Source organism: Nocardioides marinus (genome assembly GCF_013408145.1).
Classification (GTDB): Bacteria; Actinomycetota; Actinomycetes; order Propionibacteriales; family Nocardioidaceae; genus Nocardioides; species Nocardioides marinus.
Genome location: NZ_JACBZI010000001.1, coordinates 1429680 through 1444241, shown reverse-complemented (window position 1 = coordinate 1444241; position 14562 = coordinate 1429680). Strand labels below are relative to the sequence as shown.

The window sequence follows — 14562 nt, the reverse complement described above, 5'->3', positions numbered from 1 at the left end:
CGACATCTGATGTCCTAGAACCACGGGAACGGCCCCTGGACCTGCGCCACGCGGAGGATCGGGGGCCGTTTTCCATGCCAGGGGGCGACCACGTCCGGCATGGATGTGGTCGCAGATCGGCACCTGCGGTGCGGTGTGCGGCGGCCTCACGCCTCCCGTGGCCCCGCGGCGCCTGACGTCAGCAGCCGGTCGAGGAAGGCGGTCGTCGCGGGGCTGGGGTTGAAGCTGCTCCACGCGAGGTACTCGACCCGCGTCGGCCCATCGGCCACCGTGACCGTGACGACGCGGGGGTCGGACGGGACGAACGCCGCTGGCAGCAGGGCGACCGCGAGGCCCTGCTGGACCAGGGCGATGATCAGGTCCGTCGACGTGGCCTCGAACGTCACGTCGCGCAGGATTCCGGCAGCGTCGAAGGCGAGGTCGCTCTGAGCGCGGCCGGGGGTTCCCGCGGGAAAGTCGGCGAAGGTCTCCTTCGCCAGGTCCGTGAGGTGCAGCCGCCGTCTCCGCGCGAGCCGATGGCCGCCGGCGAGGACGGCGACGAGACGCTCGCGCGCCACCTCACGAGACTCGACGCCGGCTGGCCGTGTGCTCTCCGGCAGGCCGAGGACGGCGACGTCGACCTCCCCGCGATGGATTGCCGTCATGAGCTCGTCACTGCTGCCGCTGCGCACCGAGATCCGGACAGCCGGGTAGGCGCGGTGGAACGCGCCCAGGGCGCCCGGGACGTCGACGGCCGTCACGGTCGGGATGAGTCCCATGGTCAGCGTGCCACGCACCTGTCCGATCGTGGCCGCAGCGTCTGCGGCAGCACGGTCGGCAGCCTCCAGACTCGTGCGCGCGGCCGGGAGGAAAGCGGCCCCGGCTGCAGTGAGCTCCACCCGACGACTGGTGCGGGCGAACAAGGCGGTACCGAGCTCCTGCTCGAGCGCCTTGACCTGATGGCTGAGCGCCGATTGGACGACGAAGCACTGCTCGGCGGCACGGGTGAAGTTGCGCGTCTCGGCGACGGCCAGGACGTAGCGCAGTTGCTGGAGCTCCATGTCATCAATCGTGCACCACGATCGGTGCAATCGTAACTATGTGTTGGACTCATTGATGCACCGGCCCCGACAGTGAGGGCATGACGACGACGCCCACGCAGCCCCACGCGGCGGCCACCCCGCAGCCGGCCCGGTCGGCTTCACCACCGGGCCGCGCAGGAATGACCCTGGCGGCCGCCGTCGCCCCCGCCGTGTGGGGAACGACCTACATCGTCACCACCCACCTGCTACCACCGGACCATCCCCTGTTCGCCGCACTCGTGCGCGCCCTGCCGGCAGGTGTGCTCGGACTGCTCATCGCGCGCCGTCTGCCGCGGGGAGCCTGGTGGTGGAAGGCCGCGGTGCTGGGCACCTTGAACATCGGGCTGTTCTTCCCGCTGTTGTTCGTCGCGGCCGAGCGCCTGCCCGGCGGGGTGGCCGCGACACTGGGCGCCACGCAACCGATCCTGGTGGCGTTCCTTGCCGTGATCGTGCTGTCCGAACGACTCTCGCGCTGGCGTCTGGCCTGGGGCGTCGTCGGCTTGCTCGGCGTGGGCATGGTCGTGCTCGGCCCCGGCGCCGTACTCGATCCGATCGGCGTCATCGCGGGCATCAGCGGTGCCGCCGCCATGGGCACCGGGGTCGTCCTCACCAAGCGGTGGGGCCGACCCACGGATGTCAGCGCCGTCGGCTACGCCGGATGGCAGCTCACCGCCGGAGGTCTCGTGCTGCTCGCGCCAGCGCTGCTCATCGACGGGGTGCCAGGTCGTCTCGACGCTCCAGGCGTCGCGGGATACCTCTGGCTCGGCGTCATCGGCGGCCTCGTCGCCTACACACTGTGGTTCACCGGGATACGCAACCTGCCAGTGACCGCGACCGCGCTGCTCGGCCTGCTCTCACCGCTCGTCGCCGCCGCCCTCGGGGTCCTCGTCGCAGGTGAGACCCTGAACCCGATCCAGTTGGTCGGCTTCGGTCTCGCCCTGGCGGCTCTCGCAGCAGGACAGCTCACTGGACGACCCCGCACCAGGAAGGAACGCATAGCCTGACGCCCCACCAGCCACGGCGCGTCGTCACCGTTTCTCGGCGACGATGCGCCAGTTGAGGTCGGCGAGCTTGGCCCGCTCGGCCTCGGTCCAGGCCTGACCACCTCGCTGCAGCAGGTCGAGGGACTCCTCGATCCACGGCGGCGCCACCCGCACCTTCTCCAGGGCCCGCACCAGGCGGCGGCCCCACAGGATCAGGTCGCGCTTCTGCTCGCACAGCGGCCACGCCTCGCTCTTGGAGGGCGCTGAGACCAGGATGCGGAAGCCGGCGCGCTCGAGGGCGGCACAGACGTCGGCCGGGTACATCGACTGCGTGGCGGCCAGGGTGGGCAGGAACAACCGGTGCAGGGCGACGTGCTCCTCGTCGTCCCAGTCGAAGAACGGGGTCAGCAGGTACTCCGAGCACGCGTACCGCGCCCCCGGCTTCAGGACCCGGTACATCTCGCGGGCGTGCAGGTCGAGCTCCTCCTTCTTGAAGAACGGCCAGACCGCCTGGAAGGAGAAGCACCCGTCGAAGGTCTCCGACGGGTAGTCGAGCGGGTCGTGGTGGTCACCGACCGTGAAGTGCAGGCGATCGCCCATGCCGCAGCGCTCGGCCCAGGCCACCGCGTTCTCGACCTGGTTCGGGTCGATGTTGTACCCCGAGACCTCTCCGCCGGTCAGGGTCGCGAAGTGGTGGGCGATGCGCCCGCGACCGCAGCCCATGTCCAGCAGGTGCGAGGCGGCGGGGTCCTCGAGCGCCAGCTCGGCCAGCACGGCCTTCTCGGTCAGGATCTGGTTGTCGTACAGGCCCTTGGTCTCGTCCAGCATCGGCGGGATGTACAGCTTCTCCAGGTCGAAGACCGAGAGCATGTTGTTGAGCACCTTGTAGTAGGCCGCGACCGCCCTGGTCTCGTCGGCGGTCTCGGTGGGCTCACCGGCCTGCATCGCCTGGAAGAACCGGTACGCGTCGATCCCGGCCTGCTTGTCCTCCGGCGGCAACGTGGCCAGGCGCTTGAGTCCGGTCGCGGCGGTCCTGAGTCTGTAGGTGTCCAGCATGTTACATTCATACAGCAGTTGGTTGATTGTGTGAATGGGGTGAGCATGGGCCACCACGGCTGGGGCGGTGACCCGCCCGCCACGGAGGAGCTCGCGCGGGTGCGCATCCTCGAGGCGACGCACCGGTGCCTGGAGCGGAGCGGGGTCGCCAAGACCACGCTGTCCGACGTGGCGGCCGAGGTGGGTGTGACGCGACAGACCGTCTACCGCTACTTCCCGAGCCTGGGCGACCTGCTCAACGCGGTCGCCGCGTCAGGGACGAACGCCTTCGTGGAGCGGATGGGCCAGCACGTCGCGACATGCCGGACCCCTCTCGACGCGGTCGTCGAGGCGATCGTGTTCTGCGTGGAGGAGCTGCCGCGAGAGCCCCGCATCGGCCTGCTGCTCCATGCCGAGGACGACCTGTTCGGTCGCGGCGTCACCTCCCCCGCCGGCGTTGCGCTGGCTGCGCAGTTCCTCAGGAGCCTGGCCGTGGACTGGGCCTCCGTCGACGTCACCGACGAGGACCTGGACGGCCTCGCGGAGCTGATGCTGCGCCTGATCGGCTCGCTCATGCAGTACCCGGCCAGCACCCCCCGCTCCCCCGACGACGTCCGCGCCTACGTACGACGCTGGCTCGGCCCGGCGCTCACGACAGCCTCCACCCGCACCTGACGTCCGCGGCCCGCGGGACCACGCCAGGATCAGTCCGAGGAGCCGGTGACCAGGCTGACGGCGAGGAGCAGGTCGATGAGCTCCTCCACCCGACGCACGTCGCAGCCGGTGCGCTCGGCGATCCGCTCCAGGCGGTAGTAGACGGTGTTGGCGTGCACGTGCAGCGCCATGGCGGCCAGCTTCGCGTTGAGGTCGCAGGCGACGTACTGCCGCAGCGTCTCCACGAACGTCCCGCCGGCGGCGAGGTCCTCCTGGACGAACGCCCGCACCTCGGGCCTGACCAGGCGCCGAGCGGTCCGGTCGTGGGTCTGGACGAGGTAGTCCAGGGTGGACATGCTCGACAGGGACTGCACGCCCGTCCGCCCACGCAGGGAACGCCGCGCCAGGCGCGCCTCCTCGTAGGCCTCCGGGACGTCGAGGAAGCCCTCGCGCACCGAGCTCACCCCCACGCTGGGGAAGACGCCCCGTCCCGCCAGGGACGCGATGCCCGCACGGATGCGCGCGAGCAGCCGCTCCTCCCCCGTCGGCTCGACCGGCATCACGGCGACGACCTCGTCGTGGCGCACGACCACCAGCCCGCGCCCGGGGTTGTTCAGCGCCGAGCGCAACATCGACTGGCTGGAGCGCCCGGAGTCCGCGTCCCCGTTGACGGCGAAGGAGCCTGCCACGACCACCAGCGGGCCGGCCTCGGTGATGCCGACGTCGGCGAGCATCTGCACGCGCGGCTGCACCGCCGGCGGCCGCCCCTCCAGGAGGTCGTCGAGCAGGTCGCGGGCCAGACGCGCGGAGTCGGCGAGCTGGAACTGCTGGGCCTCGAGGTAGGCCTCGGCCGCCGCCGTGCTGCCCACCTCGATCGTGCGCATCACCTGGCCCACGATCGTGAGCGCGGCGTCCTTGGTCTCCGGGTGGTGGGCGACGCCGTCGAGGATGCCGTCCCACAGCTCGATCTGCCCGATGCGGAAGGCCTTCATGAAGTCGGGCAGGGCTACACCGAGGTCGACCCGCCGCATGGCGTGGCGACCGGTCCAGGGGAAGTCTCCCCGCTCCGGGTCGCGCCGGTCCTCGACGCTGCTGAGGAACGCCCCGAACACCTGGCGGCAGTGCGACTGCACCTCCGAGCGCAGGCTGCGGTCCTCGAGCGTGGAGTAGACGTCGACCTGCTCCCAGATCGACGACGTGGCGCACTCGGCCAGCTCGTCGACCCGTCCACGCACCCAGTCGGCCAGCAGGTCCACGCCCTCGGCGGTGCCGGTCCCGCGACGGGTGGTCGGCACCGCGACCGAGGCCTCCACGAGGCCCGCCCGCGCGCTCGTCGGGATGCTGGTCCGGGTGCTCGGTGTGCTGGTCTCCGTCACTCTGCGTCCATCCGTTCGCGCTCGCCCGTCGTGCGTGTCCGTCCCGCGAGTCTCCCTCGGTGACGCCCGTCACACCAGTCACTGTCCACCGGCGCGTCGCCGAGCACCTCCCTGAGCACCTCGCCGAGCCGCTCCCGGTCGGCGCGACCGGGTCCGACCCGGTCGTGACCGGGCCCAGCGAACTTTGGGCAGTGGCACAAAGACGTCGGACCGGACCCCGGGCACGATGAGGCGCACGTCACATCGCCTCCACCCCTGACGGCGACCCGACGCCCACGGCCACCCTCACCCCTGCCGCGCCCACCCGGGCCCCACACCGGGTCGCACAGCCGTGCGTCCCCCGACGACAGGAGCGCATGGTGCTCAGCGCACGCAACCTCGAGGTCGTCTACGACGACGTCGTCCTGGCCCTGCGAGGGGTCAGCCTCGACGTACCCGACGGACGCATCGTCGCCCTGCTCGGCGCCAACGGCGCGGGCAAGACCTCCCTGCTCAGGGCCCTCACCGGCCTCCTCGACGTGCACGAGGGCGAGATCACCAAGGGTTCGGTCAGCCTCGACGGCGAGGACCTGCGGCGCACCGCGCCGGAGGCCGTCGTCCGCAAGGGGGTCCGCCAGGTCCTGGAGGGCCGCCGGGTCTTCGTCGAGCTCAGCATCGAGGACAACCTCAAGGTCGGCGCCCACACCGCACGGGCGACGATGGCCGAGAACCTCGATCGCGTCTACTCCCTCTTCCCCGTCCTCCACGACCGCCGCGCACTCACCGCCGGTTACCTCTCCGGCGGCGAGCAGCAGATGCTGGCGATGGGGCGGGCGATGATGTCCAACCCCCGGTTCCTCCTGCTGGACGAGCCCTCCCTCGGGCTCGCGCCCCTCATGGTGGAGGCGATCCGCGACGTGATCGTGGAGATCAACGGCAACGGCACCGGCGTGCTCCTCGTGGAGCAGAACGCCTCGATGGCCCTCTCGATCGCCCACCACGGCTACGTGATGGAGACCGGTCGCGTCGTGCTCGACAAGCCTGCGGCCGAGCTGCTCGCCGACGACGACGTCCGGGAGTTCTACCTCGGGCTGCACCCGGGCGAGGACGGCTCGGGACGCAAGTCCTTCCGCGACACCAAGCACTACCGCAGGAAGAAGAGGTGGTCGGCATGAGTGCCGCCAGCCCCGTCGTCCAGCTGGACGACGTGCACCTGTCCTTCAAGGGCGTCAAGGCCGTCAACGGCGTCAGCCTGCACGTGGAGCCGGGCGAGCTGTTCGCCATCATCGGGCCCAACGGCGCGGGCAAGACCTCGCTGTTCAACGTCATCTCCGGGGTCTACCAGCCGCAGGAGGGGCGCGTGCGGTTCCAGGGCCAGGACGTCCTGGGTCGCAAGCCCAGCGACATCGCCCGTCGCGGGGTGGCGCGGACCTTCCAGAACATCGCGCTCTTCGAGCACCTCACGGTGACCGACAACCTGATGCTCGGCCGGCACCAGCACATCGGCTACGGCTGGCCCTCGGCGTTCGCGTGGTGGGGCCGGGCCAAGCGCGAGGAGATCGTGCACCGCCGCTTCTGCGAGGAGATCGTGGACTTCCTCGAGCTCGAGCAGTGGCGCGGGATGCCGGTGGGCCTGCTGCCGTACGGCGTGCAGAAACGCGTCGAGCTCGGCCGGGCCCTGGCCATGGAGCCCAAGCTGCTGCTGCTCGACGAGCCGGTGGCCGGCATGAACCTCGAGGAGACCGAGGACATGGCCCGCTTCGTCCTCGACATCCGCGACGAGCTCGACGTCCCGATCATCATGGTCGAGCACGACATGGGCCTCGTGATGGACCTCGCCGACCGCATCCTCGTCGTCGACTTCGGCACCCCGATCACCACCGGGACGCCCGACGAGGTGCAGCGGCACCCCGACGTCATCCGCGCCTACCTCGGACAGGAGCTCTCGTCGTGACGACCACCGCCGAACGCAGCCCCGCCCCCACCGGCCGGACCGGGACGACCACCCCGGTGACCCGGATCCGCGAGCACGCCCGCACCCGGCCCGACGCGGTCGCCCTGCGCGACAAGCACCTCGGCATCTGGCGCGAGTGGACCTGGACGCACTACTGGGACCACGTCCAGCTCGCCGGGCACGCGCTGCTCGCCCTCGGCGTCGAGCCGGGCGACCGCATCGCCATCCACTCCGAGAACCGTCCCGAGTGGCTGGTCTCGGACATGGGGGCGATGGCGGTGCGGGCGGCGTCGGTCGGCATCTACCCGACCAACCCCGCGGCCGAGGTCGCCTACCTCCTCGAGGACTCCGGCGCCCGCGTGCTCATCGCCGAGGACCAGGAGCAGGTCGACAAGGCCCTCGAGGTGATCGACCGCGCCCCGCACCTCGAGCGGATCGTGTACGTCGAGCCGCGCGGCATCCGGGGTCGCTACACCCACGAGAAGCTCATGTCGTGGGAGGAGTTCCTCGAGCTCGGCGAGAAGCACCGCGCCGCCCACCACGGTGCCGTCGACGCGGTCGCGGACGCCGCCGAGCCGGACGACCTCGCCACCCTCATCTACACCTCGGGGACCACCGGCCCGCCCAAGGGCGGGATGCTCACGATCCGCAACGTCGAGTTCGCGATCAAGGTCCTCGCCGAGGAGGGCGCGTTCACCGACCCACCACCGGGGCCCGACGACCTGCTGCTGTCCTACCTGCCGCTCTCCCACGTCGCCGAGCGCATCTTCACGACGTGGTTCAACGCCAGCTCGGCCACCCAAGTGAACTTCGCGGAGTCGATCGAGACCGTCCCGCAGAACCTCCGCGAGGTGCAGCCCACGGTGCTCTTCGGCGTCCCCCGCATCTGGGAGAAGCTGATGGCGGGCGTGGAGATCCGCATCGCCGCGGCGAGCCGGCTCAAGCGGGCCAACGCCCAGCTGTGGCTCAGAGTCGCCGCCCGCATCGGCGACGACCTGGTGCGCACCGGCGGTGTCCACACCACCAGCACCCGGTTGCGCTACGCGATCGGCTGGGTCTTCTGCTACCGCGCCCTGCGCGAGCGCCTCGGCATGCGCCGGGTCCGGTACGCCGCGTCGGGTGCCGCGCCCATCGCGCCGGAGGTCCTCAAGTTCTTCATGGGGCTCGGCGTGCCCATGCACGAGGTCTACGGGATGACCGAGAACACCGCCATCGCCACGGCCAACCGCCCCGGTCGGGTCAAGCTCGGCACCGTCGGCGAGGCCCAGCCCGGGGTGGAGGTGCGGGTCGACGACACCACCGGCGAGATCCTCACCCGCCACCCGGGGGTCTTCGCCGGCTACTGGCGCAAGCCGGAGGCGACCACGGCCGTGCTCGACGACGACGGCTGGCTGCACACCGGTGACGTCGGCGAGTGGGTGGACGGCACGCACCTGAAGATCACCGACCGGATGAAGGACATCATCATCACCGCCGGCGGCAAGAACATCTCGCCGTCGCAGATCGAGAACGAGCTGAAGACCTCCCCCTACGTGAAGGAGGCGCTGGTCATCGGCGACGGTCGCAAGTACCTCACCGCCCTGGTCGGCATCGAGCTCGACACCGTCGGTGAGTGGGCCCAGCGCCGCAAGCTCGGCTTCAGCACCTACCGCGACCTGACCGAGAAGCCCGAGGTCGTCGACCTGGTCCGCTCGGTGGTCAACGACGTCAACAGCAGGTTCGCCTCGGTCGAGCAGATCAAGGAGTTCCGGCTGCTGCCCAAGGAGCTCGACCACGAGGACGGCGAGCTCACCGCGACCCAGAAGCTCAAGCGCTCAGCGGTCACCCAGACCTTCGAGGAGATGGTGGAGTCGATGTACGGAGGTGGTGCTCGATGAGCACCTTCCTGGAGGCGGTGATCCGTGGCCTGGGCACCGGGTCGGTCTACGCCCTGCTCGCCCTCGGCTTCGTGATCATCTACAAGGCCACCAGCGTCATCAGCTTCGCCCAGCCGGCGCTGATGCTCTCCGGTGCGGTCGTGACGTCGTACCTCGTGCCGGCGATGGGGGTGGTGCTCTTCACCGGCTTCTCGTTCTTCTTCTCCGTGGCCGTGGCCGCGATCATCACCGCCATCTTGGCGCTGGTGATCGAACGCCTGGCGATCAGACCCATGGTGGGCAAGGCGGTCTTCGTCGTCGCGATCATCACCTTGGGCATCGACATCGCCGTGCGGGTGGTCGTCAACGGCTTCATCGGCCTGGGCGCGCGTCCCATCGGCTTCCCGTGGGGCCTGGACCGCGTGACGATCCTCGGCCTGGACGTGCAGATCCGGCACCTGGTGATGATGGGCACCGTGACCCTGGTCGTCACCGCGCTCTACCTCTTCTTCCAGCGCAGCCGGTACGGCCTGGCCATGCGCGCGGCCGCCTTCGACCAGGAGGCCGCGATGACCATGGGGGTCAGTGTCGGCGGGGTCTTCGCCCTGTCCTGGGCCATCGCCGGCGCGCTCGCCGCCATCGCGGGCTCCCTGCTGGCGACCGGGGCGGGCGTCGACCGGCAGCTGTGGATCGTCGCGCTGGTCGCCCTCCCGGCGATCATCCTGGGGGGCCTGGACTCCCTCGAGGGCGCGGTGGTCGGCGGGCTGCTGATCGGCGTGGCCGAGGCGCTCGTCGGCAGCTACCAGCGCGACCTCGCCCCCTGGCTCGGGGACAACGTCGCCCTGGTCTCCCCCTACATCCTGATGCTCGCGGTGCTCCTGGTCCGCCCGTACGGCATCTTCGGCACGCCAGAGGTGAGGCGCGTATGACCACCACGACCCGACCCGGCACCGCGAAGGTCAGCACCAAGGTCTCCGGACGACCGGGCTTCTACCGGTCCTACTCCCAAGAGCTCGCGCTCTTCAACACCCGACCCAAGCAGGTCGGCGTGGCGGCGGTCGTCGTCCTGGGGCTGCTCGGCCCGTTCGTGCTCGAGGACGCACTGCTGCGCACCCTGGCCATCGCGTTCGTCTTCGCCATCGGCGCCCTGGGCCTCAACATCGTCACCGGCCTGGCCGGACAGGTGTCCCTGGGCCACGCGTTCTTCCTCGGCATCGGCGCCTACACCGCGGCAGCCATCTCCGGTGACCCCGACGGCCGGACGATCGGCTTCGGCATCGAGGAGATGTGGGTCTGGCTCCCGGCCTCGGGGCTCGTCGCGGCGGCCTTCGGCGTCGCCGTCGCACCCCTGGCGACCCGGCTGCGCGGCCTGTACCTCGCCATCGTCACCCTCGGACTGGTCTTCATCGGCGAGCACGTCTTCCGCGAGTGGAGCCACCTGACCGGCGGCGCCGGGGTGGGCCGCTCGGCCGCCACGCCGCAGCTGTTCGGCTTCGACTTCTCCCAGGGCACCGAGATGTTCAGCCGAGAGCAGCAGCTCTACCTGCTGATGTTCGTGCTGATGCTGGTCTTCGCCCTGGGGGCCCGCAACCTGGCCCGGTCCCGCGTGGGGCGCGCCTTCTCGGCCGTGCGCGACCGGGACATGGCCGCGGAGATGATGTCGATCGACCTGCCGCGCACCAAGGCCCTGGCCTTCGGCATCTCCTCGTTCTACGCGGGGTGTGCGGGCGGCCTGCTCTACACGGTCTCCGGGTTCTTCGACCCAGCCTCGTTCAACCTGCTGCTCTCGGTGCAGTTCATCGCCATGGTCCTCATCGGCGGCGCCGGCACCGTCGGGGGCACGATCGCCGGGGCCCTCTTCGTCTCGCTGCTGCCGACGTTGACCCGCGAGCTGCCCAACTTCATCCCCCTGATCAGCCGTCAGGTGACGGAGACACCCAACGTGTTCCAGGTCGAGCAGGTCCTCTACGGCCTGCTGATCGTGGTGTTCCTCCTGTTCGAACCTCGGGGCCTGTACGGCATCTGGGTGCGCGTGCGCACCTACTGGAAGAGCTGGCCGTTCAGCTACTGAACGGTCAGAAACTGCGAAGGAGAACTGCTATGAAGCTGCGCAAGACAGGGGTGCTGCTCGCGGCGCTCGCGCTCACCGCGACCGGCTGTCGCGGTGGCGACCCCGAGAGCGACGGGGCCATCTCGGCCCCGGGCGTGACCGAGGAGGCCTGCCCGGACGCCGTCAACGAGGACAACGGCTGCATCTACCTGGGCACGATCTCCGACCTCACCCAGGGCCCGTTCGCGCCCCTGGGGGTCCCGATCACGGAGGCTCAGAAGGCCTTCTGGGAGCGGGTGAACGAGGACGGCGGCATCGGCGGCTACGACATCGACGTCACCGAGTACGTCCGCGACAACCTGTACAACCCCGAGACCCACGCGCAGGTCTACAGCGAGATCGAGCCCGACGTGCTCGCGCTCGCGCAGACCCTGGGCTCGCCGACCACGCTGGCGATCCTGGAGCAGATGAAGGGGGCCGACGTCATCGCGGCCCCGGCCTCGTGGACCTCGCTGTGGGGCTTCGAGGACAACATCCTCGAGTCCGGCTCGTCGTACTGCGTCGACGCGATGAACGGCGTCGACTACTACGTCGAGCAGGACGACATCACCTCGGTCATGGCGGTCGGCTTCCCCGGCGACTACGGCGGCGACGCCGCGGCCGGCGCCGAGATGGCCGCCGAGGCCAACGGCATCGACTTCACCAGCATCGAGACCGCTCCCGGGCAGGAGGCGCAGTCCGGCGCCATCTCGGCCATCGTCCGGCAGAAGCCGGACCTGGTCATCCTCGGCACCGGTCCCACGGAGACCGCGGTCATCGTGGGTCAGGCCGCGGCCCAGGGCTACCAGGGTCAGTTCCTCGGCTCCTCGCCGACCTGGAACCCGGCCCTGCTGGCCAGCCCGGCCGGTCCCGCTCTCGAGGCGCTGTTCAACCACGTGGGACCCTGGGGTTCCTTCGGCACCGACACGCCGGGCCACCAGGCCATGCGCGACGCCCTGGGCGAGGTCGACCAGCCCAACGACGGCTACACCTCCGGGTGGGCGTGGAGCTACCCGATGAAGGCCGCGCTCGAGCAGTGGCTCGAGGGTGACTACGAGGGCACCCGCGCCGGCCTGCTGCAGGCCGTCGAGGACCTCGAGACCGTCGACTTCGAGGGCATGCTGCCCGAGGAGGCCGGCGACCGCACGAGCGAGAACGACCTGTTCCTGCAGAGCCTGATCTCCTCGGTGGACCCCGACGCCCCCGCCGGCCTCGCCGTCGAGCAGGACTTCTTCACCGGTCCCAGCGCCGAGGCCGCCGAGATCGACGGCGCCTGCTTCGAGGGCTGAGCCCACCCCGCTCCCCCGCAGCACACAGCAGGACGGTGCCGCACCCCCACCGGGGTGCGGCACCGTCGTGCGTCACGGGGGCTCGACGGGCCCGACGTCAGTAGGCGTAGCCGTACGCCGTCGCGGGCCCGAACGCGTAGGGCACGCTCGGCGCCTCTCCTCCGTGGGCGGCGCAGTGCGCGTCGCGGGCGGCGGAGGACTGCACCACGGCGGTGGCGGCCCGCGGCCGGCGCGACCACCCACCGCCTAGGTTGTGGGCATGGAGTTCCGCTACCTCGGCAACAGTGGTCTGAAGATCTCGGAGATCACCTACGGCAACTGGCTCACCCACGGATCGCAGGTGGAGAACGACGCGGCCACCGCGTGCGTGCGCGCGGCGCTCGACGCGGGCATCAGCACCTTCGACACCGCGGACGTCTACGCCAACACCAAGGCGGAGACGGTGCTCGGCGAGGCGCTCGAGGGTGAGCGGCGCGAGTCGCTGGAGATCTTCACCAAGGTCTACTGGCCGACCGGTCCCGGCGGGAAGAACGACACCGGCCTGTCGCGCAAGCACATCATGGAGTCGATCAACGGCTCGCTGACCCGGCTGCAGACCGACTACGTGGACCTCTACCAGGCGCACCGCTACGACACCGAGACGCCGCTCGAGGAGACGATGCAGGCCTTCGCCGACGTCGTGCGGCAGGGCAAGGCCCTCTACATCGGGGTCTCGGAGTGGACCGCCGACCAGATCCGTGCCGGCCACGCCCTCGCGAAGGACCTCGGCATCCAGCTCATCAGCAGCCAGCCGCAGTACTCCATGCTCTGGCGCGTCATCGAGGGCGAGGTCGTGCCCGCGTGCGAGGAGCTGGGCATCTCGCAGATCGTCTGGAGCCCGATCGCCCAGGGCGTCCTGAGCGGCAAGTACCAGCCCGGTCAGGCTCCCCCGGCCGGCTCGCGCGCCACCGACGACAAGGGCGGCGCCGACATGATCAAGCGCTGGATGGACGACGACCTGCTCACCCGCGTGCAGCAGCTGCGCCCGCTCGCCGACGAGGCCGGTCTGACGATGGCCCAGCTCGCCGTCGCCTGGGTCCTGCAGAACCCCAACGTCGCCTCCGCCCTGGTCGGCGCCTCGCGGCCCGAGCAGGTCGAGGACAACGTCGCCGCCGCCGGCAAGAAGCTCGACGCCGACCTGATGAAGGCGATCGACGACGTGCTCGGTGACGCCGTCATCGACGACCCGTCGATGACGGAGAAGACGGCGCCGAAGACGCGCGTCGTGTGAGCTCTGCCCCGGCTCAGGACGCCTGACGGACTGCTGCGAGGTGCTGCTCGCGGGGCAGCGGGCGTCCGAGCCGGGCGAAGGCCTCCTCCACCGTGACCGTCCCGGGCCGCTCGGGCTCGATGCCCAGCACCGCCGGAGCCAGGACGGGGTAGGCCCGCGGAGCTGCCGCCTCGAGCACCCGGGCGAGCACCTGGGGCCGCCGGGCGGCGAACGCCAGCGCCGGACGCAGGAGAGCCGTCACCAAGGCGTCGACCACCGGACCCTGACGGGTGCCGATGGCCCCGCGCATCCAGCGCGGCAGCGTGGCCACCGTCGCCCGACGCAGCAGCGAGTGCACCACCGGACCCAGGACCCGCCACCGCCCCGGCAGCCGACTGGCCAGGTGCGCGCCGTCCAGGACCAGCCGGGCGTGCTCCACGGCGACCTCGCTCACCACCAGGTCCGGTCGCACCCGCTCGTAGTAGGCGCGCATCTGCGACCGGTCCCGCGGGACGTCGTCGGGATCGATGGTCTGGAACCCCGCGGCGACCAGGCACTCGGCCCAGTACTGCCGCTCCTCCTCCTCGCTGAGCGGGCCGGGGCCGAACCGCTCGTAGACGTGCAGCACCGACTGCCACTGGGTCAGGTGGATCCACAGCTGCCCGGCAGGGTCGTTCGGGTCGTAGGCCGCGCCCGTCACCGGGTCCGTGCCGCCCACGCGGGCATGGATGCGCACCAGCGCGTCGGCCATCCGCGCAGCGGTGGCGCTGTCGCCCAGCACCAGCGCCCCGGCGTACTCCAACGTGCGGTCGTAGCGGTCGGCGGCGCGCTGGCGCAGCGACCCCGTGCCGGCCACCGAGGCCACCACCAGCGGATCGAACATCTCCACCAGTGCGGTGCGGGCGAAGCCCACGGTCATCGACGTCGGGTAGCGGTAGACCTTCCAGGTCACCGAGCCGGGCCCGAAGATGCCGTGGTCGAGGGGCTGCGGAGCGTTGCGCGTCATGCAACACAGAGTGATGCATCTGTTGCAGGCG

13 protein-coding genes are annotated in these 14562 nt (G+C 70.7%); 9 read left to right on the top strand and 4 right to left on the bottom strand.

What is annotated here, in order from left to right; all coding sequences use genetic code 11:
- Positions 1-146 precede the first annotated feature (146 nt).
- Entirely contained in the window at positions 147-1040 is an 894-nt protein-coding gene (locus BKA05_RS06900; protein WP_179530772.1) for a LysR family transcriptional regulator, read from the bottom strand.
- 80 nt (positions 1041-1120) lie between these two features.
- Between BKA05_RS06900 and BKA05_RS06895 the strand changes: the two genes are divergently transcribed.
- Positions 1121-2065, top strand: a complete 945-nt coding sequence (locus BKA05_RS06895; RefSeq protein WP_179530771.1) for an EamA family transporter — start codon at positions 1121-1123, stop codon at positions 2063-2065.
- Positions 2066-2089: 24 nt separating this feature from the next.
- On the opposite strand, the gene BKA05_RS06890 is transcribed toward BKA05_RS06895, so the two are convergent.
- A complete protein-coding gene (locus BKA05_RS06890) occupies positions 2090-3100 on the bottom strand; it encodes a class I SAM-dependent methyltransferase (protein WP_218842351.1) in 1011 nt (336 codons plus the stop codon).
- A 45-nt stretch (positions 3101-3145) separates the two neighbouring features.
- Here BKA05_RS06890 and BKA05_RS06885 point away from each other — a divergent pair, with 45 nt between their 5' ends.
- Positions 3146-3754, top strand: a complete 609-nt coding sequence (locus BKA05_RS06885; RefSeq protein WP_179533033.1) for a TetR/AcrR family transcriptional regulator — start codon at positions 3146-3148, stop codon at positions 3752-3754.
- 29 nt (positions 3755-3783) lie between these two features.
- On the opposite strand, the gene BKA05_RS20230 is transcribed toward BKA05_RS06885, so the two are convergent.
- Positions 3784-5109, bottom strand: a complete 1326-nt coding sequence (locus BKA05_RS20230; RefSeq protein ID WP_179530770.1) for a helix-turn-helix domain-containing protein — start codon at positions 5107-5109, stop codon at positions 3784-3786.
- A gap of 356 nt (positions 5110-5465) precedes the next feature.
- On the opposite strand from BKA05_RS20230, the gene BKA05_RS06875 reads away from it, so the two are divergent.
- The 7 genes from BKA05_RS06875 to BKA05_RS06845 all read left to right on the top strand — a co-directional run bounded on the left by BKA05_RS06875 (position 5466) and on the right by BKA05_RS06845 (position 13546).
- Positions 5466-6263, top strand: a complete 798-nt coding sequence (locus BKA05_RS06875) for an ABC transporter ATP-binding protein (RefSeq protein ID WP_218842348.1) — start codon at positions 5466-5468, stop codon at positions 6261-6263.
- The gene (locus BKA05_RS06870; protein ID WP_179530768.1) at positions 6260-7042 is read left to right on the top strand and encodes an ABC transporter ATP-binding protein; all 783 of its coding nucleotides are present in this window, start codon (positions 6260-6262) and stop codon (positions 7040-7042) included. Before BKA05_RS06875 ends, BKA05_RS06870 begins: the two co-directional genes overlap by 4 nt.
- Positions 7039-8919 (top strand): AMP-dependent synthetase/ligase, encoded by a 1881-nt coding sequence (locus BKA05_RS06865; RefSeq protein WP_343045550.1) that lies wholly within the window; start codon positions 7039-7041, stop codon positions 8917-8919. The genes BKA05_RS06870 and BKA05_RS06865 overlap by 4 nt, the downstream gene beginning before the upstream one ends.
- Positions 8916-9827 (top strand): branched-chain amino acid ABC transporter permease, encoded by a 912-nt coding sequence (locus tag BKA05_RS06860; RefSeq protein ID WP_179530767.1) that lies wholly within the window; start codon positions 8916-8918, stop codon positions 9825-9827. The genes BKA05_RS06865 and BKA05_RS06860 overlap by 4 nt, the downstream gene beginning before the upstream one ends.
- The gene (locus BKA05_RS06855) at positions 9824-10969 is read left to right on the top strand and encodes a branched-chain amino acid ABC transporter permease (RefSeq protein WP_179530766.1); all 1146 of its coding nucleotides are present in this window, start codon (positions 9824-9826) and stop codon (positions 10967-10969) included. Before BKA05_RS06860 ends, BKA05_RS06855 begins: the two co-directional genes overlap by 4 nt.
- Before the next feature lie 29 nt (positions 10970-10998).
- Entirely contained in the window at positions 10999-12276 is a 1278-nt protein-coding gene (locus BKA05_RS06850) for an ABC transporter substrate-binding protein (RefSeq protein WP_179530765.1), read from the top strand.
- Between the two features lie 259 nt (positions 12277-12535).
- Positions 12536-13546, top strand: a complete 1011-nt coding sequence (locus tag BKA05_RS06845; RefSeq protein WP_179530764.1) for an aldo/keto reductase family protein — start codon at positions 12536-12538, stop codon at positions 13544-13546.
- Between the two features lie 13 nt (positions 13547-13559).
- On the opposite strand, the gene BKA05_RS06840 is transcribed toward BKA05_RS06845, so the two are convergent.
- Positions 13560-14531 (bottom strand): oxygenase MpaB family protein, encoded by a 972-nt coding sequence (locus tag BKA05_RS06840; RefSeq protein ID WP_179530763.1) that lies wholly within the window; start codon positions 14529-14531, stop codon positions 13560-13562.
- Between the last annotated feature and the right edge of the window lie 31 nt (positions 14532-14562).